Origin of the sequence: Olivibacter sp. SDN3 (assembly GCF_014334135.1) — a bacterium.
Taxonomy (GTDB): domain Bacteria; phylum Bacteroidota; class Bacteroidia; order Sphingobacteriales; family Sphingobacteriaceae; genus Olivibacter.
The window spans coordinates 650,407-674,829 of record NZ_CP060497.1 but is presented as its reverse complement, the minus strand read 5'-3'; the positions used below and the strand labels follow the sequence as shown (position 1 = coordinate 674,829).

The window sequence follows — 24,423 nt, the reverse complement described above, 5'->3', positions numbered from 1 at the left end:
ATCTTATGAAAAGCTTAAAGTATTTATGGCTAATAGCATCCGCTCTGTCGATCATTTCCTGTAGGCAGACGACTGAAAATAAAGATAGCCAGCTATTAGTTGATAATTTTGGCGGAGAGATGGAAGGAAAAGAGGTGCAATTGTTTACCATAAAAAATGATCATGGCTTAACCGCCATGATCACTAATTATGGTGGGCGAGTGGTGGGGTTGTGGGTGCCCGATAAGGACGGAAAGCAAACAGATGTTGTACTTGGATTTAACCGGGCGGAAGATTATAAAAAATCTACGGAACCCTATTACGGCGCGACTATTGGCAGAGTGGGTAATCGTATCGCCAAAGGCGCATTTACTTTAGATGGCGAAGATTATCACATTTTTACCAATAATGGACAAAACGCCTTGCATGGAGGTAAAAAAGGCTTTCAGGATGTAATCTGGGAAGCCGATCAAACAAGCGATTCGAGTTTGGTGTTGACCTATCGCTCACCGGATGGGGAAGAGAATTTTCCTGGGAATCTGGATGTTAAAGTAGTCTTTACGGTAACGAAACAAAATGGTTTGCGATTTGATTATGAAGCAACCACTGATAAACGCACGCCCGTAAATTTAACAAATCATGCTTTCTTTAATCTCAATGGTGAAGGGAGTGGCACAATAAATAATCATTTGCTACAGATTAATGCGGGTGCCTTTACCCCCGTAGACAGTACGTTGATTCCATTGGGTCAGGAGCAGCCGGTAAAAAATACACCTTTTGATTTCACAACGGCGACGACAATAGGCAGCCGGGTTAATACCGAAGATGATGAACAGTTACGTCATGGTGATGGCTATGACCATAATTTCGTGTTGACAAAAGGAAATGATTACGGACGGGCAGCTCGTGTTGTGGGAGATAAAAGTGGAATAATAATGACCATCTATACCGATCAACCGGGATTACAGTTTTATGGTGGAAATTTTATGCAGGGTGATAATACACTAAAAAATGGCGTTCCAGATGATTACAGGACTGCCATAGCGCTGGAGACGCAACACTTTCCGGATGCTGTTAACCAGCCATCGTTCCCATCGATTATCTTGGAGCCTGGAGAGGTATATAAAACCGCTTCGGAATATATTTTTTCTGTACAAAAGTAAAATATTATGAACAAGCTGTATATTTCCTTATCACTTGCGTTAAGCCTTTTAGGCCTATTGGCCTGTAATAATGCTAAAAGTGAAAGTGATCCGATTGATCAGGATAGCTCAGCAAATGCCGTACACTATATCAACCCCGTATTTGAACCTGTCTTGGCTGATCCTACAGTAGTACGGGATCCAAGCTCAGGCGTTTTCTATGCATTTGGTACGGCAGACGATTGGGGAGATGGTGTGGGAACACGGATGGTGCCAATGTTGAAATCAACCGACCTGACACAATGGGAGTATGTTAAGAATGCACTTCCATCCAAACCCAATTGGAAACAAGAGGGTGGTATTTGGGCACCTGACGTGAATCAGGTGAATGGTAAGTATTATATGTATTATGCCTATTCTACCTGGGGTGATCCCGATCCAGGGATCGGATTAGCCATCGCAGATTCGCCGGAGGAGGATTTTATCGATCAGGGAAAGGTCTTTTTAAGTTCAGAAGTAGATGTACCTAACTCAATTGATCCCTGCTTTTATGAAGAGGATAACAAAAAGTATCTCTTTTGGGGAAGCTTCAGTGACTTGCCGACACAAGGCACCTATGTGATGGAGCTGACCGACGACGGTAAGGGGGCGCGTGACTTGAGTAAAAAGATAAAAATTGCGGCCGGTGATTGGGAGGCGGTCATGATCCATAAAAGAGATAACTATTATTATTTCTTCGGATCAAAAGGTTCTTGTTGTGAAGGGGTGAATAGCAAATACCATGTACTGGTAGGGAGGTCTGAGCGGCTGTTAGGTCCTTATATGGATAAGGAAGGTAAGGTCATTACGGAACGAAGTGCAGGAACGCTGGTGGTTCAAGGGAATGAAAAGTTTGTAGGTACCGGGCATAATGCGCAAATTGTAACGGATAATGAAGGAACAGACTGGTTCCTGTATCACGGGATAGATGCACAACAAGGTAATTTGTCAAGCGGCATCAGTCGCCGCGTGCTTTTGTTGGATAAGCTGGAATGGGAAGACGGTTGGCCGCTTATAAAGGATAAACAAGCGTCTACAGAACAACAACCAGCACCGATGTTTAAATAAGATTTTGGATAGAAATATTTTAACTACATTCTTTTTACCACTACTTTCTTTCTCCGCGAAAGAAAGCTCCCGCTGTAGACAGCTGCTGCGATGCTGGTGCATCCCACTGCAAACCGCAGTTGTCTATAGCGGATTTTAGTAGGACGGAAAGCTGTTGCGAACAGTAGCCCTTCCATATGAGTACGCTTCGCAAAGGCGCCTTGCCCTGGATGGCTTTTGAATTTCTGAGCTCATAAAGAATAATCGAATTCAGGTTTTGAGGTAAATACGTCGATGAGAAAAAAGAAAGTAACCATAAAACGTTATACTCAGATCATTCATTAACAGCCCCTTTTAAAAAGCGAATATCATTGGTTTTGAGTTGTAAAACTTCCTCTTTTTCACCTTTTATAAACTCAAGTTCAACCAAAGCGGTTTTACGGGGTGTCGCCTCTTCATTGGAGCGATGGGTATGTAATACATAATTTAATTGCCCTCCACTATCTATAAATAAGTCGCCATGCCCTGTTCCGTTGATTCCCAGCTGCTGTCTACTGATGATCGGATTTTTATTGTATTTCTTCCAGGGTCCCATAGGATGCTTCGCAGTAGCATAACCTACGGCGTAATCTGGATTTCTATAGTCATTAGCCGTGTAAAGCAAATAGTATAGATCACCTCGTTTGATAACTGTCGGCCCCTCGGTAACGGGCCATGATGCATTGGCTGTGTTTTCCCAATGGTCTGTGGCCTGAATACAGGGGATGATGGTTTCTTGTTTAATGTCTCTTAAATCGGGTTGCATCTCGGCCACATATAAGCGGTTGCCTTCGTCTAAACGTACATAATATAGATAGGCTTTTCCGTCATCAAAAAATATGTAAGGATCTATCTGTTTCGTGTTTCCAGAGAGATGCCTTTTTTGCGATTGTCTAAATGGACCCAACGGGTTATCACTGGTGGCGATAGCTAGCTGTTCGTTGGCCGTATAGGCTAGGTAGTAGGTATTTCTGTGTTTGAAAACCTGGGGTGCCCAAAAGCCTGATGTGCCATAAGAATCATCTTTATGTAAAGCATATCCGTTTTTTTTACCAACAGCATTGCTCCAATCCCTAAGATTGGTTGATGTATATACTTTAAATCCATCAGGAGCGCCGGTTCCATATAGGTAATAAGTTCCGTTGTCATGAAATATAGTTGGATCTGCCAAGTAAATGGCGGTATCGGCCAAAGCCTTCAGAGCAGCTTTTTCGCTTTCTACGATTTGTGGCCATCCATCATCGGCATAACGGATAGGTTTAATAAGGGCCACTCTACCCGAACCGCTCACTTTATCCTTTTCCCCAGCCGGGATAGCATGATAAGCAATGTAGATGTTGTCATCTTGGTCTCTGAAAATGGAATTATGTCCGGGAGCAGTCCACTCGTCGTCTTTCTCGAGAAAAACACTGCTGTTAGCAGTCCTAGTAGTGCCAAGACGTTCAAACGGTCCGAAAGGATCTTTTGAACGCGCTACAAGAACGGCATAATTGGCTTGTGGTCCACAGCAGTTGTCTCCGGAATAATAAAGGTAATAGAAGCCTTCGTGATAGTCTACCCAAGCACCTTCAATGAGTTGATCATATTGATCTTCCTGACGTGGCATCATTACGGTCTTGGCAACAGAACCATCCTTAAAATCGCTCCAATCGTCATTCATTTCCTGTACCTTAATAGGCTCATGTCCGGAGCCCCAATAAAGCAGTTTTTTCTTGCTCTTAGGATCAATAAATGCCATAGGATCGATGTTTACAAATCCCTCTCCACACTGTAATGGCTTGCCCATATCTGTGAAAGGCCCGGCCGGCTGGTCGGCATAGGCTATTCCTAAACATTTTCCCGAACCAGATTCTCCCGAGTAGAACAGTACATATTTATTTATGTCTTCGTCATATAGTACATGTGGCGCCCAAAAGTCTTTAGATGCCCAAGAAGGTTTCTCGGGTAAAGCATCGCCTAATAACTCCCATAATCGGAGGTCGTCAGAAACAGCAACCTGTATGTTAGCTAAGGTTCCATTTACTAGGCCATTCGTTGCATATGCATAGTATTTGCCGTTTGCACGGATGATAGTAGGATCAGGGAAGTCTTGGTTGATTATGGGGTTTACAATCCCTTGCTGAGCAAAGAGAGAGGATGTGAAAAATATGAATAGTATAAAAAAATATGGCTTCATAATCGCGTAGATTTTTACTTGGTAGCGCTTTTATTATTGAATCATTAAATAACGTAAAATATATAAAGGTTTTAAAGTGATTATGTATCAATAATTATCTGCTTTTTCTCAAATACATGAAGACCTTTGTAGATAGGTAAAATAATGTTATGTTTGGTTAACCAATGTAACTCATGAGACGGATATTGCGTATAGTTTGGTTTTTTCTTCTTTGCTATCAACAAACCTTTAGTCAACCATATTACTTTAAACATTATCAGGTAGAAGGAGGATTATCCAATAATGCCGTGATATGCAGCATGCAAGACAGTAAAGGCTTCATGTGGTTTGGTACAAGGGATGGGCTCAACCGTTTTGATGGTTACAGCTTTAAGGTTTTCAGGAGAGATGCGAGGGATTCCCTGCAGATTGGTAATAACTATATACATAGCCTGTTTGAAGATAGCAGTGGAAATATATGGGTCGGTACAGATCTGGGAATTTATATATACGATCCGTTAACCGAAAGTTTTTCTCCTTTCGAATACAATAGGGAGCAGGAAATTCTGAATATATGCGTTGATGACGAGGGTAATGTATGGTATACGGCTAACTTTCTATTGATAAAGTATGATCCCCAAACCAAAGAAGTTAAAAGTTATGAAAAAGAAGGACTAAATGGCATTGAGTCTCTCGCCGTGTCTAAAGAAGGGCTTTGGATGGGATTTTGGGATGGTAGGGTGGAACGCCTGGATTTCAATGGAAAAGATAGGGATAGGCTCTCCTACAACGTGTTTACCCATTCATCTCCCGCAAGGGCTAAATCGGTGTCATCTTTACTCTGGGATGAGCAAAAGAACAAGCTGTGGATCGGAACCTCTAAACAAGGTGTTAAAGTGCTATACGTGGATAAGTATGATTACGAAGACCTCCTTATGCAAAATGATCTTGGTGAAGAGCTTTTTATACGTGATATATTACAGGTATCCGATCAGGAGTATTGGTTTGCAAGTGAGTCTGGTGTTTATATTTATGATGACAGGCAAAAAAAATTCAGGCACCTCAGCAAACAGGATAATAATCAATGGTCACTCAGTGACAATGCAAACTATACCTTATGTAGAGATAAGGAAGGAGGGGTATGGGTAGGATCGTGGTTTGGCGGTGTGAGCTATTATCATAAACAGCACACTTTTTTTGAGAAATTTTTTCCAATGAAGGGATATCCAAGCTTATCCGCCAGCGCGGTAAGGGAGATCGTGAATGATGAACAAGGGTTTTTATGGATCGGGACAGAAAACGGCGGACTCAATAGGTTTTCATTAGACAATTATCAGTTTGATCATTTTACTAACGTCAATGATAGAACCGATCTTTCGGGGAAAAATATTCACGGATTACTTGTTACTGGCGATACACTCTGGGTAGGCACTTTTCATCAGGGATTGAACTTACTCCATATACCAACAGGAAAGGTCATCAGGCAATTTTACGCCGCAGATACACCCGATAGTTTGGGAAGTAATTTTATTTATACGTTTTTACGTCTACGATCGGGAGATATTCTGGTTGCAACAGATCGAGGGGCATATCGGTACCAGAAAAAAAGTGGAACATTTGAACGGATAGAAGAACTTCCAGACTATATTTTTTATACGTATTTATTTGAAGATAGTCAAGGTACTATCTGGGCGGGCACCTGGAGGGACGGATTGTATTATTACCATCCGCGCACACAGAAGAAAGGACTTTATAAGTATACTAGTCATGATTTACAGAGCTTACCCAGTAATCGCATTACTTATATTACAGAAGACTCTGACGGCAGAGTTTGGATAGCAACGGAGGAGGGGCTTTGTAAATTTGATCGTTTAACGGCCCGTTTCCAACGGTATCATTTCAATAGACTCTCAAACGGAGCGCTGGTGTGTGCCGTATTGGAAGATGACGACAAACAATTGTGGGTAAGTACATCAAAGGGCTTGGTAAAATTTGATCCCGAAAAAGGCACCACACAAGTGTTCAAAATGGCTAATGGCCTATTGAGCGATCAGTTTAATTACAACTCTGCGTATAAAGACGTCGATGGCAAACTGTATTTTGGTACAGTGAAGGGGTTGATCAGGTTTGATCCCAAATCTTTGCGAGAAAGAACATTTGTTCCACCAGTTTATATAACCGGTTTTCAGGTATACAATCATGAGCTCGAAATAAGCGGCGAAGATTCTCCTTTGCATAAATCTATTACATTTACAGATACGCTGACTTTAAAATATGATCAATCGTCTTTTAGCATTGATTTTGCTGCACTAAGCTTTACTTCGCCGGAAATGACAGAGTATGCGTATAAAATGGAAGGCCTAGACCCCGATTGGACGTACCTACAAACGAATCGCAAAGCTTATTTTACAGAATTAGCTCCCGGGAATTACACCTTCAAGGTAAGCACAATTGATAGCAAAGGTACCAGGATGGGGAAAGAAGCGGTTCTTTTGATTCAGATACTTCCTCCCATTTGGGCTAGCATACCTGCTTATATATTATATGTAGCGCTAACGCTCTTATTAATTTATTATATCGTTACTTTTTACCATAAGCAGCTTAAAGAACGTAATAGGAGGAAACTGGAACAATTGGCCCATCGCAAAGAAGAAGAAATGTACCGGTCAAAAATAGAATTCTTTACACAGGTCGCTCACGAAATCCGAACACCATTGACCCTCATTAGAGGTCCGATGGAAAAAATTATTAAACAGGCAGATGAGGTGCCGGTAATTCGTAAGAATTTATTGATTATGGAAAAGAATACCGAGCGACTGCTACAGCTTTCAGGACAATTACTGGACTTTCGAAAGACTGAAGAACAGGGCTTTATCCTACGCTACCAAAAAATAGACGTCGCAGCTTTTATGAAAGAGCAGGTAGAGCGAGTGCGGCCAACAGCAGAACAGCAGCAGATTAAATTAAAGGCACGTTTACCCAACATAAGCCTATGGGGAGTAGTGGATCTCGACGCCCTTGAAAAAATAATAGGAAACCTGCTAAACAATGCTTTAAAATATGCTGCACAAAAAATCCAGATAGAACTATCGGAAGATACAGCTTTTATTTGTGTGAAAGTTGCAAGCGATGGAGAAAAGATACCAGGCCATTTAAGAGAGAAAATCTTTAAACCTTTTTACCGTTTGCAGGGAAATAAAAGGAGCGTAGGTGCTGGACTGGGTTTAGCATTGGCAAGATCCTTAGCTGAATTGCATAGAGGAAGTTTGTCCTTAGATGCTGAAACTGACGAAAACTTTAATATATTTGTCCTAAAGCTGCCGGTTAACCGAAAATAAATTGTTGGAATTATGATTTCTGCTTTACAACCCACTGTTGCTACTAAACCCCATGTTCTCTTGGTAGATGATCATGATGATATATTGGAATTTCTGGCGGATGATCTGCAGGATCAATACCAGGTGTTTACCGCGTATGATGGGAAGGAGGCATTGGCCCTTTTAGCGGATGAAAGTGTTCAATTAATTGTTAGCGATATCATGATGCCCGTAATGGATGGCTATGAGTTATGTAAAGCGATTAAATCAACTATAGAATATTGCCATATTCCGGTAGTGTTGTTAACCGCTAAAAACACCATGCAATCAAAAATTCAAGGGCTTGAATTTGGAGCCGACGCCTATATCGAGAAGCCTTTTTCACCTGAGTATTTACAGGTACAGATAGCCAACTTATTGGCCAATCGTGATAAGATTAGAGCGTATTTTTCTTCTACTCCCCTAGCACATATAAAATCGATGGCCCATTCAAAAGCGGATGAGCTGTTTCTGGAAAAGTTAAATCAAGCCATTCATCAACATCTAGAGAATCCTGAACTCGATGTAGAACATTTGGCAGATTTATTATGTATGAGTAGACCTACTTTGTACCGGAAAATTAAAGGCATATCAGACCTAACACCCAATGAATTGATCAATATTGCCAGGTTAAAAAGATCTGCCGAATTGTTAGCGGAAGGCCACTATAAAATTTATGAGATTGCTGAAATGGTGGGCTATAGTTCACAAACCCATTTTGGGCGCAATTTCCATAAGCAATTCGGTATGTCTCCTTCAGAGTATTTGGAAACGCTACGGAAAAGGTAATGCTCACCTATACGTAAATTGCTAATTCATTTTAATATTCATTGTCTTTTTCTAAATACTCCGCAGAAAGACTTCAGCCCGTTTTTTGACCACATTTTACACACTGTAACACCCGCAATTTTTTTGTAATATAATTGATACAAATTGATGAAACATTGATACACAAGCGTTATCGATGGTTTCGGGAAATCTCTACTTTAGAAATGATTATAAACCAAGGCCTTAATCTCTTTCCGTTTAGGGCCTATTAGTTAACCTAAAGATCAATTATATGATTAAAAAGTTACCCTTTCGCTTTTTGGTAAACCGCCATTGGGTGAAATTTTGTAGGGGTTTTAGTTTACTCTCCCTACTTACTGTGCTATTTATTAATGCAGCACATGCTCAACATGTATTGACTGGCGTGGTGCATGATGAACGTGGAGAACCCTTGCCAGGAGCATCAGTTAAAATTAAGGACACCACTAAGGGTATCGTAACAGATGTTGATGGAAAATTTCTCCTGGAAATAGATAATCCAGATCAGTTGCTACAGATCAGCTTTATCGGTTACCACACCTTGGAAGTTGTTGCCGGGAGCGAACGCAATAGAGCGTTCAAATTAGCTGTTGATGAAGAACAGATGAAACTGGAAGAGGTTGCTGTGGTAGGATTTGGTACACAACGAAAAGTTAGTGTAACCGGAGCAATATCTACCGTTTCGACACGCCAGTTAGAACAATCGGCGGCTCCATCGTTATCGAATGCTTTAGGTGGACGTCTTCCGGGGATTATTACGAGGCAGTCTAGTGGTGAACCTGGGTATGACCAGGCCCAAGTATTTATTCGGGGAATGGGCACTTGGGTAAATAGAGCGCCGCTCGTATTGATTGATGGGGTGGAGCGTGATCTGAACCAGCTGAATGCACAGGAAATAGAGAGCTTTTCGATTCTTAAAGATGCTTCGGCTACCGCTGTTTATGGCGTCCGTGGAGCAAATGGTGTAATCCTAATCAATACAAGGAAAGGGGTGCAAGGGAGGCCGAAAGTGACTTTTCGATCTGAAACGGCTCAGTTGACAGCATTGAGGCTACCTAACTATATTAATGCTACGGAATACGCAGGCTTAATGAATGAGGGACTGGGAAATGTTGGGCAAACCCCGAGGTGGACGAATGAAGAGATTCAGAAGTTTGCCGATGGGAGCGATCCTTATTTTTACCCGAATGTTGACTGGACGGAAGAGATCATGCGTAAGACCACCTATCAAACCATAAACAACTTAAATGTTACCGGTGGGAATGATATTATTCGATATTACACTAATGTTGGGTATACCGAGCAAAATGGTATTTGGAAGAATGATGCAAGTAACTTGTACAACACCAATGCCAATATGAAACGTTACAATTTTCGTTCGAATGTTGATATCAACGTGACGAATAACCTCATAGTAGAATTAGGCGTTGGTGGCATTATTCAACAGGGAAATTACCCTGGACATGCAGCTCAAACGTTATTTAATGCACTCCGCCAGACACCCCCCTTAACATTTCCAAAACAAAATCCAGATGGTAGTCCAGGGGGTATCCTGGCCTTTTTGGGTTCTAACCCATGGGCGATGGTAACGCAGTCGGGTTATGCTGTACAAAATAGAAATACCGTACAAGGTACCTTCTCCGGGAAATGGGACTTATCAGAGGTCGTTACGAAAGGGCTTTCTTTAAATGCGCGTTTTGCATATGATCATTATTATCATGGGACAAATAATAGGAATAAGAGTTTTGAGGTAAAACAATTTCTTGGTATAAACCCTGAAACGGGAGAAGAAAGATATCAGGTGCACAGAGAGGCTACGCCTTTGGGTTACGATGTGTCAAATAATGCGAATCGCGCAATCTATTATGAGTTGATTGCGAATTACGATCGAACGTTCGGTAAGCATTCGCTGACAGGAATGGCACTATACAATCAACGGGATTATATCAATATTACAGCGAGTAGTTCCATCTTAAATTTGCCATATAGGAGGCAAGGGGTCTCCGGTCGTTTAACCTATGGCTATGACGACAAATATCTTGCAGAGTTTAACGTGGGTTATAATGGGTCGGAAAACTTTCCTAAGGGACAACGTTTTGGTTTCTTTCCGTCTGTGTCGGCAGGTTGGGTTGCTTCTAACGAAAAATTTTGGAATCTGAATGTTATCAACCACCTGAAATTAAGAGGGTCTTATGGGCAAGCGGGGAATGACCAGATAGGAGACCCTAATAGAAGGTATCTTTATCTGACCACGGTTAATGCCAGAGACGCACAATCTTATCATTTTGGAGATGGCTTTATCCATTGGGCAGGCATAGATGAGTTACAAATGGGAAACCCAAATGTTACTTGGGAAGTGGCAACAAAGTCTAATCTTGGTGTCGATCTAGAATTATTTAATAGTCAAATAACTTTGCAGGTAGATGCATTCCGCGAAAATAGAGAAGGTATACTTATTCAAAGACAACAAATTCCTTTTGTTACCGGATTCTATCCCTGGGTAGTGCCTTATGGCAATTTAGGAAAGGCTAAAAACCGTGGTATCGATGGTATGTTAGAAGCTAGACATACGACACAAAAAGGACTTTTTTATTCTTTCCGAGGAAATTTCACCTATGCTAAAAATGAAATTATCGAAAATGACGAACCTCCATTCCGTTGGCAATACCAGTCAGCAAAAGGTCATCCAATTGATCAACCTTTTGGACTGATAGCTGAAGGCATTTTTCAAAATCAGGACGAAATTGATCGTAACCCTACGCAAACATTTGCTTCTATTGTGCGCCCCGGAGATATTCGCTACCGTGATGTTAATGGTGATGGAGTAATAGATGATTTCGACAGAGTACCTATCGGATTGCCACGTACACCACAGATTATGTATGGTTTTGGAGGAACAATTGCCTATAAAAATTTTGATCTAACACTTTTCTTTCAAGGTGCAGCAAGGACCAGTATTTTTCTGGATGGCAATACCATGTACCCTTTTTTGGATGGTATCGGGTCGCACAATATGTTGCGTGAATATTATGATAATCGATGGACGCCAGAAACACCCGGGGCGAGATATCCCGCGGTTACGGATGGTGTAAACCAGAATAACTTTAGAACAAACACTACCTATATGTTTGATGGCAGTTACCTACGTTTAAAAAATGCTGAATTTGCTTATACCTTTCACGAGCAACTAGTAGGACGTTTGGGTATGAATGCGCTACGATTATTTATTAATGGTATCAATCTATATACATGGGACAAAGTAAAAGTTATAGATCCTGAATCCAATAATGGAACGGGACAATATCCGTTACAGCGTACGCTCAATTTTGGTGTTCAGGTTAATTTTAAATAAGTAGTTGGTGTAAAATTTAATAATATGAAAGTCAATATATTATATATGGTGTTGTTCGCCTTTTGCTTGCTTTTTCCTACCGCTTGCAAAAAAGATTTTCTGGATAAGGAACCAGATGAAGACATGACGCTAGATCAGGTATTTGCCGAACGTCAATATGCCGAGCGATGGTTGACATCTGCTTACTTTAATCTTCCCGAAGAAATCAGTTTTAACGATTGGTGGGGGAGAAATCCATTCGTTGGCGCAGCCGATGAGATGGAAATTACATGGACCTACCCTTTTGCCCATCAGATGACTGCAGGCGCATGGAATCCCACTAATGTTGAAGAAAATATATGGCGCTTCAATTGGGAGGGTATTCGGAAGGCATCTATTTTTTTGGATAATATCCATTTAACACCAATGGCGGAAGCTGATAAGAATATATGGATAGGAGAGGCAACCTTTTTAAGAGCATTTTTTCACTTTTGGCAGATGCGCGCGCATGGCCCGATACCTATAGTAGATAAGGCGTATACTGCTGAAGACGATTATTCCGAGATTCGAAGAATGCCAATAGAGCAATGCGTTGCTTTCGTCGCTGCACAATGTGATGCTGCCGCAGCCTTATTGCCGGCAACGCTTACTTCTGATAAATATGGACGACCAACAAAAGCGGCTGCGCTTGCACTTAAAGCAAGAGCATTATTGTATATGGCGAGCCCTTTATGGAATGGCAATACTGATTATTCAGATTTTCTGGGAACCGATGGAGAACGGCTCTTTCCAACATATGACGCTTCGCGATGGCAAGTCGCTGCAGATGCAGCAAAGGCTTGTATTGATGAGGCAAACGCGGTTGGTGCACAGCTTTATAGAGCAGCTAATGGCGATCCGGTACGTTCTTATCAGGAACTGTTTCTGAATCGCTTTAATTCCGAAGTGCTTTTTGCCAGATTACAGGCCAATTGGGATCATCAGGAACGTGCAACTAGTCCAAATGGGATGGGCGGATGGTCTGGTTATTGTCCTAGCCAGGAATTGATAGATGCCTATCAAATGGACGACGGCTCTACACCGATTTCCGGTTATAACGGAGAAGGTCAGCCAATCATTGATCCATCATCAGGGTATCAGGAAACGGGTTATGCAACGCAGGCTCACCCAAACGGTTATCATCCCGATGGTATAAGAAATATGTATGTGGGTAGAGAACCGCGCTTTTATGCTAGTATTAATTACAGTGGTGCCAATTGGCGAGGTCGTAGAATAGAGTTTTGGAATACAGGAATAGATGGCCGCGCAAAGGGAGGTCCGGATTATACTGCTACAGGATACTTAATGAAAAAATTCTCTGATGAAACAGTAAATATTCCACAAGGACGCTTTACTCATAAGACGTGGATTTATTTCCGATTGGGCGAACAATACCTCAATTATGCCGAAGCGTTAAACGAAGCACAAGGACCTGTACAGGATGTGTATGATCATGTGAACGCTATACGTAACCGAGCTGGGCTTCCTGATTTAGAAAGTGGTTTAAGTCAAGATCAAATGCGGGAGCACATTCGACATGAAAGAAGAATTGAGCTAGCTTTTGAAACGCATCGTTACTTTGACACAAGAAGATGGAAAATTGCTGAGGCCACCGATAATAAAAATTTCTATAGGCTGAATATCGGTGAGGGTACAAATTTACAGGATGATATTTTCTACGAGCGTGTATTTTTGAAGAGAAGGGTTTTTGATCGAAATCGTCATTATTTGTGGCCGATACCCCAAACCGAAATTAACAGAACGCCTACCATTGTGCAAAACCCAAATTGGTAGATATAGAAATCTGTAAGTCAGATGCCTACGCGGCAAGAAAATTGTTCGTGGGCATCTGACTGAAAAGACAGTCTCGAGCTGTCAGTTGAGATCTACCGAATAGCGGCTATTTATGATAATAAAATACAATTAAAATAAGAAAGAAATTATAAAGATTCACAAAAGAAGGTACTATTGACCGTTTATTGATCGTTTCTTAACCGTAAATTTACCGTATTATATACGGTAAATTTACGGTATATTTACGATGGAAATACGGTTAAAAGTAATATCTTTCTTTATTCAATATAAGTTTACTATTACTTTTATTCTAGTTTTGATGAGCTTTAATATCCTAAAAAGCCTCCACATGGCTCATTTAATACCGGATGCACAGCAGTACCCGTCTGAAATAGTTAAATGAAACAATTTGCTGAAATATTGATACTATCGATTTAACTATCGTTTGATGCCTTCACCTACCTTTGAATAAGTATTAGAGCCTTGAGGGGGTCTTTGCGAACAAATCACTAACCAAAAAACTTATGATGCATGCACGAATCGTAGCAAAACAAGCTTTCATGCTTTTAGGTATACTGCTTTTGGGGCTTTTAATGTCTTTTTCTGTAAACATAGCGTCTGCACAAGACCTTGTTTCTGGAATTGTTAAGGATGAACAGGGAGCTGTCATTCCAGCAGTAAGCGTAAAGCTTAAGAATACTTCTACGGCAGTCTCCACAGATGAAAATGGAAGGTATGAAATAAACATCGCGGATACGTCGGCCATTTTGGTTTTTTCTTACGTAAGTTACGCTACACAGGAAGTTCCTGTAAAGGGGCAGTCTGTGATTAACGTTACTTTACGACCAGAAGAAAATGCGTTGGACGAAGTCGTTGTAGTGGGGTATGGCACACAGCAAAAACGGGATCTGACCGGAGCTGTTTCTGTGGTGAATACTTCTGAATTAACAAAAAGACAAACGACAACCATGGGTGAGGCATTGCAGGGTTTAGCTTCCGGTGTGAACGTCAGGAGCAGTGGCAGTCCGGGGTCAGAAGCTAAAGTAGAGATCAGAGGGTTGAAAAATTTTAGTGGTACCAATCCCTTATACGTAATTGACGGGATGATCAGTACAGCTAATCGTGATTTTAATCCCAATGATATAGAATCCGTTCAAGTACTCAAAGATGCGTCCGCGGCTGCCATATATGGGTCACGGGCAGCAAATGGCGTTATCATCATTACAACAAAGAAAGGAGCTAAGGGACCGATGAAAGTAGAGTTCTCCGGGACGAGTAGCGTGCAAACCACCCCGCGGTATAAGTTAGCACGAACAGAAGAATTTGCCCGACTTAACTTTACGGCTTATGATAATGCGGGAGAGAATCGACAAGAGCTGGACCTTAGCCAGGAAACGGATTGGCAAAATGCAGCTTTTCAGACAGGTAATATGCAGGACTATAATATGATGTTCTCTGGAGGAGGTGAAAGTGGAAGTTATCTCGTATCCGGCAACTACTTTGGCAATAAAGGCGCCGTAATCAGTACAGATTTTGATCGTATTAGTTTCAGGGTGAATACTCAAGGTACGAAAGGTATTTTCAGTATCGGAGAAAATCTTGCCATTAGCAATGCTAGAAGCGATGAAATGTCTGGAAACCCTTATGCAGACGTGGTGCGCTTATTACCAACTATTCCTATATATGACGCCAATAACCCGGGCGGCTACGGCTATGGTCATGAACGCAGGGGACGTACTTTTGGTAGCAATCCTGTAGCTTTAGCTGATCTGGACGATAGTTATAACGAGAATTTGCGGATACGGGGCAACGTCTGGTCGGAATTAAAACCGGTTTCGTTCCTCACTTACCGTTTTAATTTGGGATATGAAACCAGTAGTGACCATTATGCACACCTGCGTAAAGAAGGCAATTGGTCGCTCAACCAGGATTTTCAACCGTCTATCGCCGACGAATATCGGGGGCGGTTTCAGTCGACTTTGATTGAGAATACGCTCACCTTTAATAAAGAGTTTGGTAAGCACAGCATAAATGCAGTAGTAGGGCAGACTTATCAAAGAGATCTTTATGCGCAGATTTCGGGGATGAAAAGAAATCTCGTTCCCGACGGAAGGGGAGGTTATTACAGTGAACTTGATCAAGGAAATGAACCACAGACAGGCGGTTTTAGGGAAGAGGCAATCATTCTTTCTTATTTGGCTCGTGTAGAGTATAATTATGATAATCGTTTTCTGGTGAATGGTGTGGTGCGCAGAGATGGAAGTTCGAGGCTAGGACGGGATAATCAATGGGGGAATTTTCCCTCTCTTTCGGGAGCTTGGCGTTTAAGCAACGAGAAGTTTTTTGATGTGTCTTGGATAGATGATTTAAAAGTGCGGGCAAGTTACGGTGAACTGGGAAATAGTAATATAGGTTATTGGGATTATCTATCGGTTATTAACACCTTTTCTACTATTGCCATGGGACGCGACCAGCTGATTTCGCCTGGTGCGATTAAGGTCGCACTGGTAAACCCAAACCTGCGTTGGGAAACCTTGATCCAGAAGAATTTTGGGATGGATGCCAGTCTTTTGAATAACAAACTTACCCTCACCGCCGAGTATTTTATTTCAGACACAAAAGATGTGTTAACGGCTATGCCTATTGCGCTCACGACAGGGCATGATGGAGATCCGCCCATTGCCAATGCGGCAAATTTGAAAAACACCGGAGTGGAGCTTTCTTTGGGATATAATGAGAGCAGCAAGGTGTTTAATTACTACGTAAATGCCAACATTACGACCTTGAGAAATAAAGTAACCGCGTTGGGTTACGGCAGGAATAATATTTTCGTAGGTAATACGGTGACCCAAATCGGACAGCCTGCCGGAATGTGGTTTGTACTGGAAACAGATGGCCTTTTTCAGTCGGAAGAAGAAGTTAATAATTATACCAATGAGGCCGGTCGAGTAATTCAACCCAGTGCGCAACCCGGAGATATCCGGTATAAAGATAATAACGGTGACGGACAGATCACCAACGATGATAAGGTAGTAGTGGGCTCTCCTTGGTCGGATGTAGAACTTGGATTGAACATGGGCGCTTCTTATAAGGATTTTGCGTTAACGATGAATTGGTTTGGAGCTTTTGGTGCCACCGTATATAACGGTTATCATAGTGTGGTGGATCGTTTTGATGATAATTCCAATTATCGTGCAGGTATTCAGCCTTGGACACCTGAAAATCCAAACACCGATGTTCCGAGAATGTATTACGGGTCTACGTTGAATGCTCGTGGAGATACCGATAGATGGCTGGAGAACGGGAGCTTTCTGCGGTTAAAATACATCAGTCTGTCATATACCCTGCCAGTCGACCTGATAAAAAAAATAGGTTTTGAACGAGGACAGGTTACTTTATCAGGACAAAACCTCCTGACGTTTACGAAATATCAAGGTTTGGATCCTGAGTTCAATAACCCTAGTATCTACGAACGGGGCTTTGATAATTTTAGTTTTCCGAACTTAAAAACCTATTCTTTGGGCTTGCAGTTTGGCTTTTAATTAAATTGAGGGAAATACACTATGGAATCGATACCACATAAAACTGTCACGATAGCTTTTTTGTTAATAATCGCCTTTAGCGGTTGCAAGAAAGATCTGCTAAATATTGAAAACCCAAACACACCTACAGAAGATGTTTTTTGGCAATCGGAGGAAGACGCACGTAGAGGGGTCAACTCCATATATGCGATGTTTTATAAGCCCGGACTCTGGGCTAGATGGATGTATTTTCGTTTAGACCTTACATCCGACGAAGGTTTTAGTAGAAGCCCTTGGGTAGAATTGGCCGATTGGACCCGCTTTCAGTACATCAACTATAATTTTGGCGAAGGAAATGTATTTACTTGGAAGGATACTTATAAGTCCATATTCAGATGCAATCAGGTATTGGATAATGTGCCGGAAATCGAATTTGCAGATGAAGAGGAAAAAAATAGGATCCTAGGGCAAGCGAAATTCCTGCGCGCCTTTCATTATTATTACGCAGCCTTACTTTGGGAAAATGTGCCACTGGTATTACATTCGTCTGAACCGGACGACCTACCGCTTCAAAATACGCTTACCGAGGTATGGGCGCAGGTAGAACAGGATTTGACGGAGGCGCTGGAATTATTACCGGTAACCTGGGATGATGCCAATATTGGAAGGCCCACGAAGGGTGCGGTAAACGCTTATCTCGCCAGAACGTATATGCAGCAGCACAAATGGCAGGAAGCAAAAATGGCCTTAGACTATTTCTTCACCGGGGAGGGCGCGGGGAATTATAGTTTGATCGCCAATTATGAAGATAACTTTACACATTTAAATGAGAATAACAGCGAATCGGTATTTGAAATTCAATTCTCTGATGAGCATAAGACGCCGGAAGATGGCGATGGCCCCGCACAGATGATGAGTAGCCACCGGCAACAATTTTTAGCGCCGAGAAGTATTGGATGGTCTGATGGTCAAGCAAGATATTGGATGGTAGAGGTATTTAAAGAGGAGAACACCACTGCTGGTGAGCTTGACCCGAGGCTGCGCCATACCTTGTTTTATCCCGACTTGGAAGCTGATTTTGGTGATCGAGTATATGGTAGAGCGTGGGACTGGGATGCAGACGAGGCGTGGTTTAGAAAATATGCCCGTGATTATTACCGGGATAATGAGGATTATTATGCACAGAATAATTTTCGCCTGGTGCGCTATGCCGATATCTTGTTAATGTATGCAGAAGTATTGAATGAGCTGGGTAATACAGCTGAGGCAGTGGTTTATGTTGATGAGGTGCGAAATAGAGTGGGTTTACCGCAATTAATGGAAAACCATGGTGCGGCATTGGCCAGCCAGGAAGCATTTAAGGAGCGGTTGAAAACGGAACGTGTGTTGGAATTATGCGGAGAAAGTGTACGTTGGGCAGACCTCAAAAGGTGGGGCGATTTAGATACGGAAGATGCGGTGGCAGAGGTAGCTAGACGGGATCCAGACTTCAATAACTTCGAAGTAGGTAAGCACATCCGTCTTCCATTGCCACAAGTGGAAGTGTTGAATAACCAAAATTTAACCCAGAACCCAGGGTACTAAAAGATTGGTAGGTGTCGATAACTGAACGAGTGCTGGGTACAGATAGGAAAATTGAATACCGGAAGGGGCTGTTTGTAATTTAGCCATACGAATTATCATAATAATTTGTAGTTTTAGATGATTTTAAACTGATATAAATGATGTCTAAGGCAGAGAAAAACCATTCACGGAGGAAATTTATTAAGCAATTAGGTGGATCTGCGATAATAGCCGCCTCTGCTCCAACAGTATTAGCGGAAGCGGCAACTATTGAGGGTAAAAATGTTCAGCTACTAAAACGACGAGGTAAGGTGCCTGCGAATGATCGGATCAATGTTGCGGCAATAGGTTTAGGGATTATGGGTTTTGGAAACCTTGACGCTGGGTTAAAGACTGATGGTGTAGAATTGGTAGCAGGGGCTGATTGTTATGATGGGCATTTGATACGTTTAAAGGAGTTGTATGGTGCGCAAGTGAAGGGTAAGCGAAATTACGAAGAGATTTTAGACGACCCCTCTGTTGACGCGGTGATTATTTCGACGCCCGACCATTGGCATGCTCGACAGGCCATTGAGGCTATGAAAAAAGGTAAGGCAGTTTATTGCGAAAAGCCAATGGTAAAAGAAATCGAAGAGGGAGAGGAAATTGTGAGGGTTCATAAGGATACAAAAGTAGCTTTCCAGGTGGGGAGTCAGTGGGCCAGCTCAATCGTGATACATAAAGCGAAAGAACTGTTTGAAAATGGAGCGATAGGACAATTAAATTTTGTGGAGGTCTATACCGATCGTTTTGACCCAAAAGGAGCATGGCAATATTCTATACCACCTGATGCTTCTGAGATAACTTGCGATTGGAAGACGTTTCAAGGTGGTGTAACCGATCTGCCCTTTGACCCGGTACGTTTTTTCAGATGGCGTAATTATCAAGATTATGGCACCGGCATGGCTGGCGATCTATTTGTTCACCTGTTTACCAGACTACATACCATTACGAGTTCAGTTGGACCTAATAGAATTTATGCTAGCGGAGGCTTAAATTATTGGAAGGACGGAAGAGATGTGGCTGATTTGATGTTGGGCTTGTTTGACTATCCGGAAACCGATCAGCATCCGGCCTTTAACCTCTCGCTAAGAGTGAATTTTATTGATGGTTCCGGTGGGGGCGATCGCATGCGTCTCGTAGGTTCGGAAGGAGAAATGGTGTTAAATGATTATAGTGTTAAAGTGGTAAATAAGCAGCTGCCAGAAGCGCCTGGATACGGTGGATGGGATACGTTCGATACGTTTCCCGAAAAAATACAGGAGCAATTTGTGAAAGAATACAACCAAAAATACAAGGACGTGAAACCTCGGGTATCACCGGTGGGCGAGCTCATATTCGAAGCTCCCCGTGGTTACGATATGCGTGTTGACCATCTGGAGAATTGGTTTAATGCGATACGTACCAATGAAGATACCGTAGAAGGCCCGACGTTTGCATTGAGAACAGCAGCCCCAGCGCTTGCCGCTAATCTCAGTTTATACGAAAAACAAATTATGCACTGGGACCCCGTAAAGATGAGACGGGTGAAAAACGCATAACTTCCTGACATTTGGCGGTTAGCCAATTGTAGTCTTTTGCGTCTGCGGGAGGCTCAAATAGTTTAGACCCCATTCCGACGGCACTAACCCCTGCGTCAAACCACTTTGATATACTAAGTTGATCAGGGTTAACGCCTCCAGTAGGCATAAAGAGCATATCTCTAAACAAAGGCTTTATGGCTTTTAAGAAGTCGGGTCCTAAGGTGCTCCCTGGAAAGAGTTTTACTAGTGGTGCTCCAAGTTCTTCCGCTTTATGAATCTCAGTAGGTGTCATGCAGCCCGGTATCCATAAGATGTTTTTCTGCAGTGTTATGGATGCTATGGAAGGATTTATAATTGGACTGACGATGAAGTCTGCACCTAGTTCCAGGTATTCAGCCGCTGTATCTGCTTGCTTAATCGTGCCGATACCTAGCTGTAAAGTGGGTAAATGTTCATCTCGATAACTTTTAAGTTGTTCGAAATTTGCCAACGCTCGAGTTCCTCTGTTAACAAATTCAAACACACGAATACCACCTTGATAACAAGCGTCCAGAATCGCTATACAGGTTTGAGGATCGTCGTTATAATAAACTGGAATAACCGGGAATCTTTTTATATGCTCAATACTTTCTTGTATGGTTTTCATTTCTATATTTTAATTCATAACTAATAACTGCCGTCGCCTAAATCCCCTTTAACAAATAGCTTTTTAAAGCCAGCAGAAGTGGCCATATCTACAACTTGCTGATCGCTTTTGTGCGTAGTCAAGGCGTGTATAAGACCACCCATAAAGGCGTCGCCACTTCCAATACGATCAATTACCCGTTGGGTCTCATAAGTTTCGGAAAAGAAATTGGCTTGCTTGGTATGGTAGGTCCCGTAAAATAAGTTGTGGTTTGGAGCATCCATAAAACGGAAAGTGTATGCAATATGTTTACACTGACTGAAATTTTTAAATATTGCTTCTGCAGAAGCAGTAGCGTGCTCGAGATAGGTTGTCTTAGAAGTATCTCTGTCTAAAGACGTATCGACAGGAGTGCCTAACATGGTGTTAGCAGCCCATATATTTCCCATAATCACATCACAATAAGATACCAAATCTGGCATTACATCAATGGGTTGCTTACCATAATTCCACAATTTATTACGGTAATTTAGATCTACAGAGATCGTTAAACCCTTTTTTTTTGCGACCGATAAGGCCTCATGACAAACATCAACTAAATGTACGTTTAACGCTGGAGTTAATGCTGTCCAATGAAACCAAGAGTGACCCTCTAATAGCGTATCCCAATCGATCATGCCAGTTCTGAGCATACTAAAGGAAGAAAACTTACGATCGTAAACAACATCTCCTTTACTTAACCCATTGGCCGATAATAGAAAATATAACCCCAGACGATCGCCAGAGAACAGACATTTGCTAATATCAATCTCACGTTGTTCGAGTGCATTCAGTGCTTGACCAGTAAGTTGATTGTCAGGAATACAGCTTATATAGGAAACCTTTGTGCCCATTCCTGCTAACGAAGAAGCAACATTGGCTTCAGAACCACCAGCATAAATGGATATGCCCCTGTCACTATTTATAAAATTATCAGTTTGGGTGCTTACCCTAAGAAGGAGCTCTCCAAACACGGCCACTGAGGAATCTGAATTGATATTCATTTTTACTATCAAGGTTAGTTTTGCCGAAAATAGCTATTTTAATATTTATTACTAAAGAGAACAAGATATAAATTACGCAATCGATATCGTAAATTATTTGCTCAAAAAAGAAAAAAAAAGTCATTTTATTTATTAAAATTGAAAGTCCATAGCCATACGTGGATGCTATTCGGTAAATGGAATGAAAAATCACCAAATAGTGAGCATGGAAATTAGAGAGCCAATTATAATATCTTTAAATTTTGTAAACATGTATGTGCTAAGTCGAAATAGCGTATTTTAATCTAAATAAAAAACCAATGAGTGTAATATCTTCTTTTTCTTTAAAAGATAAAGTTATTATTATAACCGGAGCGACAGGAGTACTGGGCAAACATTTTTCCTTAGCTGTTGCAGAAGCAGGGGCAAAAGTTGTAGTAATGGGACGTAATAGAGACCGGGCTGCCGCTTGCGTAGAGCAAATAGAGGCAATCGGGGGAGAGGCTATCGCCGTGCTTGCCGACGCCATGGATGAAGGACAGTTAATACAAGCTAAGGAAGAGATATTGACTAAATATGGTACTATTGACGGTCTGGTGAATGCTGCTGGAGGTAATATCCCGGGAGCAACAATAGCGCCAGAGCAGAACTTATTTGATGCGAAAATAGCAGATACCAAGCAAGCTGTTGAGCTTAATCTATTTGGAACGGTAATTCCTACCTTCGTTTTTGGGAAAGTTATTGCTGAAAAAGGGAGGGGGTCTATTGTAAATATTTCCTCGCTGTCTGCGCACCGACCAATTACCCGGGTGCTGGGGTATACCATGGCTAAAACGGCTATCGAAGGTTTTACTAAATGGATGTCTGTAGAACTTTCTCAACGTTATGGTGATGGCGTACGTGTAAATGCAATTTCTCCGGGAGTGTTTTTGACAGAACAGAACCGTGCGTTGTTAACGAATCCCGATGGTTCTTATACGGATAGGGCCCAACGTTTTATCGATGGAACCCCTTACGGTAGAATGGGATTCCCTGAGGAGTTGAAAGGCACACTTGTATACTTATTAAGTGATGCATCAGCCTTTGTAAACGGTACGAGCATTTTGGTAGACGGCGGATTTAATGCATATTGTGGGGTTTAAATTAGTAACAAAAGATGTCGAATAATAAATTACTTCAAGGCTGGCGTTGGTATGGTCCAAATGACCCGGTTTCTCTTCAAGATGTTAAGCAAGCAGGCGCTGCCGCAATTGTTACAGCATTGCATCACATTCCACACGGAGCTGTTTGGCCTCTGGAAGACATAAAAGAGCGTAAAGAATTAATTGAGAAGGAAGGACTTACTTGGGCCGTGGTAGAAAGTGTTCCTGTGCACGAAGCGATTAAAACAAAGCGTGGAGATGTTGACCAATATTTGGAAAATTACAGACAAACGCTCAGCAACCTTGCCGATTGCGGTATCAAAACAGTATGTTATAATTTTATGCCCGTATTGGATTGGACAAGAACGCAGCTTGATCTGGTCATGAAAGATGGTTCAAAAGCGTTGTATTTTGACTGGACGGACTTGGCAATTTTTGATCGGTATGTACTTCAGCGGGAAGGTGCTAAACAAGATTATCCTAAAAATATTCAGGAGAAAGCAGCAAAGCGCTTTCAAACAATGGACGCAGAAAAACTGGAAGCACTGAGCGAAGTTGTATTAATGGGAATTCCTTCTGAGGATCCGATTGGATTAGAAGACTTGCAAGACAGTATAGACATCTATAAAACAATAGGTAAGGAGGGGCTGCGAGAAAATCTACTTTATTTTCTTTCAAACATTGCTGGAGTTTGTGAGGAAAAAGGGATACATATGACTATTCATCCTGATGATCCTCCCTATCCAATATTGGGTTTACCACGAATTGTAAGCTCAAAAGAAGATCTTCTTTTTATTATAAATCAAGAAACGAGAGAATTTAATGGTATTTGTTTTTGCACAGGGTCTTTGGGGGCTGGTATAGCTAATGATGTTCCCGATATGTTGCAAGGGGTAAAGCATAGGGTACACTTTGCACATTTACGGAATGTAAAGAAAGATAAGGAAGGTAATTTTTATGAGGCCGATCACTTAGGAGGGGATGTAAATATGTATGAGGTGGTGAAAATATTGTGTGAGGAAAATCAACGTCGTCGGGAGCCGATACCTTTTAGACCAGACCACGGTCATCAAATGTTAGACGATTTGAACAAGGTGTCTAATCCTGGATATTCTGCTATTGGAAGGCTTAGAGGATTAGCAGAGTTGAGAGGACTTGAACTGGGAATTACTGGGGATTATTAATAGGGGTAATTTAACAAGAGGAACTTCGTTCATTTGAAGAGGAATGGTGATGGTATAATAAGTAAACAACGAACAA

The 24,423-nt window shown here is 41.7% G+C and carries 14 protein-coding genes; 11 read left to right on the top strand and 3 right to left on the bottom strand.

Annotated elements, in window-relative coordinates; translation table 11 throughout:
* Positions 1-5: 5 nt before the first annotated feature.
* A complete protein-coding gene (locus tag H8S90_RS02790) occupies positions 6-1,142 on the top strand; it encodes an aldose epimerase family protein (protein WP_187341087.1) in 1,137 nt (378 codons plus the stop codon).
* A gap of 6 nt (positions 1,143-1,148) precedes the next feature.
* Positions 1,149-2,228 carry a family 43 glycosylhydrolase gene (locus H8S90_RS02785; RefSeq protein WP_187341086.1) on the top strand — a complete coding sequence of 360 codons (1,080 nt, stop codon included), beginning with the start codon at positions 1,149-1,151 and terminating at the stop codon, positions 2,226-2,228.
* A 313-nt stretch (positions 2,229-2,541) separates the two neighbouring features.
* Here the strand turns inward: H8S90_RS02785 and H8S90_RS26115 are convergent, their stop codons facing one another.
* Positions 2,542-4,422, bottom strand: coding sequence for a family 43 glycosylhydrolase (locus H8S90_RS26115; RefSeq protein ID WP_187341085.1), 1,881 nt, complete (start codon positions 4,420-4,422; stop codon positions 2,542-2,544).
* 173 nt (positions 4,423-4,595) lie between these two features.
* Here H8S90_RS26115 and H8S90_RS02775 point away from each other — a divergent pair, with 173 nt between their 5' ends.
* From H8S90_RS02775 to H8S90_RS02745, 7 genes are all read left to right on the top strand, one after another.
* Complete coding sequence (locus H8S90_RS02775) at positions 4,596-7,739, top strand: two-component regulator propeller domain-containing protein (protein ID WP_187341084.1); 3,144 nt, start codon at positions 4,596-4,598, stop codon at positions 7,737-7,739.
* A 12-nt stretch (positions 7,740-7,751) separates the two neighbouring features.
* Positions 7,752-8,546: a response regulator gene (locus tag H8S90_RS02770; RefSeq protein ID WP_187341083.1), complete on the top strand. Its 795-nt coding sequence runs from the start codon at positions 7,752-7,754 to the stop codon at positions 8,544-8,546.
* Positions 8,547-8,817: 271 nt separating this feature from the next.
* Complete coding sequence (locus tag H8S90_RS02765) at positions 8,818-11,916, top strand: TonB-dependent receptor (protein ID WP_187341082.1); 3,099 nt, start codon at positions 8,818-8,820, stop codon at positions 11,914-11,916.
* Between the two features lie 24 nt (positions 11,917-11,940).
* Positions 11,941-13,728 carry a RagB/SusD family nutrient uptake outer membrane protein gene (locus H8S90_RS02760; protein WP_187341081.1) on the top strand — a complete coding sequence of 596 codons (1,788 nt, stop codon included), beginning with the start codon at positions 11,941-11,943 and terminating at the stop codon, positions 13,726-13,728.
* 524 nt (positions 13,729-14,252) lie between these two features.
* Complete coding sequence (locus H8S90_RS02755; protein ID WP_255501780.1) at positions 14,253-17,270, top strand: TonB-dependent receptor; 3,018 nt, start codon at positions 14,253-14,255, stop codon at positions 17,268-17,270.
* Positions 17,271-17,291: 21 nt separating this feature from the next.
* Positions 17,292-18,833, top strand: a complete 1,542-nt coding sequence (locus H8S90_RS02750) for a RagB/SusD family nutrient uptake outer membrane protein (protein WP_187341080.1) — start codon at positions 17,292-17,294, stop codon at positions 18,831-18,833.
* 137 nt (positions 18,834-18,970) lie between these two features.
* Positions 18,971-20,392 carry a Gfo/Idh/MocA family protein gene (locus H8S90_RS02745; RefSeq protein WP_255501779.1) on the top strand — a complete coding sequence of 474 codons (1,422 nt, stop codon included), beginning with the start codon at positions 18,971-18,973 and terminating at the stop codon, positions 20,390-20,392.
* On the opposite strand, the gene H8S90_RS02740 is transcribed toward H8S90_RS02745, so the two are convergent.
* Both H8S90_RS02740 and H8S90_RS02735 read right to left on the bottom strand, forming a co-directional pair.
* On the bottom strand, positions 20,346-21,020 hold the full coding sequence (locus H8S90_RS02740) for a bifunctional 4-hydroxy-2-oxoglutarate aldolase/2-dehydro-3-deoxy-phosphogluconate aldolase (RefSeq protein WP_187341079.1): 675 nt from the start codon (positions 21,018-21,020) through the stop codon (positions 20,346-20,348). The genes H8S90_RS02745 and H8S90_RS02740 overlap by 47 nt on opposite strands.
* A gap of 20 nt (positions 21,021-21,040) precedes the next feature.
* Complete coding sequence (locus tag H8S90_RS02735) at positions 21,041-22,042, bottom strand: sugar kinase (protein WP_187341078.1); 1,002 nt, start codon at positions 22,040-22,042, stop codon at positions 21,041-21,043.
* A 299-nt stretch (positions 22,043-22,341) separates the two neighbouring features.
* On the opposite strand from H8S90_RS02735, the gene H8S90_RS02730 reads away from it, so the two are divergent.
* Positions 22,342-23,163, top strand: a complete 822-nt coding sequence (locus tag H8S90_RS02730) for an SDR family oxidoreductase (RefSeq protein ID WP_187341077.1) — start codon at positions 22,342-22,344, stop codon at positions 23,161-23,163.
* A gap of 14 nt (positions 23,164-23,177) precedes the next feature.
* Positions 23,178-24,347, top strand: a complete 1,170-nt coding sequence (uxuA, locus tag H8S90_RS02725; RefSeq protein WP_187341076.1) for a mannonate dehydratase — start codon at positions 23,178-23,180, stop codon at positions 24,345-24,347.
* The last annotated feature ends 76 nt before the right edge of the window (positions 24,348-24,423 follow it).

Bases quoted from the DNA above. Each gene is read 5' to 3' on its own strand.
- H8S90_RS02755 (WP_255501780.1), top strand. From the start codon at position 14,253: ATGATGCATGCACGAATCGTAGCAAAACAAGCTTTCATGCTTTTAGGT.
- H8S90_RS02740 (WP_187341079.1), bottom strand. From the start codon at position 21,020: ATGAAAACCATACAAGAAAGTATTGAGCATATAAAAAGATTCCCGGTT.
- H8S90_RS02770 (WP_187341083.1), top strand. From the start codon at position 7,752: ATGATTTCTGCTTTACAACCCACTGTTGCTACTAAACCCCATGTTCTC.
- H8S90_RS02750 (WP_187341080.1), top strand. From the start codon at position 17,292: ATGGAATCGATACCACATAAAACTGTCACGATAGCTTTTTTGTTAATA.
- H8S90_RS02775 (WP_187341084.1), top strand. From the start codon at position 4,596: ATGAGACGGATATTGCGTATAGTTTGGTTTTTTCTTCTTTGCTATCAA.
- H8S90_RS02765 (WP_187341082.1), top strand. From the start codon at position 8,818: ATGATTAAAAAGTTACCCTTTCGCTTTTTGGTAAACCGCCATTGGGTG.
- H8S90_RS02790 (WP_187341087.1), top strand. From the start codon at position 6: ATGAAAAGCTTAAAGTATTTATGGCTAATAGCATCCGCTCTGTCGATC.
- H8S90_RS26115 (WP_187341085.1), bottom strand. From the start codon at position 4,422: ATGAAGCCATATTTTTTTATACTATTCATATTTTTCACATCCTCTCTC.
- H8S90_RS02745 (WP_255501779.1), top strand. From the start codon at position 18,971: ATGATGTCTAAGGCAGAGAAAAACCATTCACGGAGGAAATTTATTAAG.
- H8S90_RS02760 (WP_187341081.1), top strand. From the start codon at position 11,941: ATGAAAGTCAATATATTATATATGGTGTTGTTCGCCTTTTGCTTGCTT.
- H8S90_RS02785 (WP_187341086.1), top strand. From the start codon at position 1,149: ATGAACAAGCTGTATATTTCCTTATCACTTGCGTTAAGCCTTTTAGGC.
- H8S90_RS02735 (WP_187341078.1), bottom strand. From the start codon at position 22,042: ATGAATATCAATTCAGATTCCTCAGTGGCCGTGTTTGGAGAGCTCCTT.
- H8S90_RS02730 (WP_187341077.1), top strand. From the start codon at position 22,342: ATGAGTGTAATATCTTCTTTTTCTTTAAAAGATAAAGTTATTATTATA.
- uxuA (WP_187341076.1), top strand. From the start codon at position 23,178: ATGTCGAATAATAAATTACTTCAAGGCTGGCGTTGGTATGGTCCAAAT.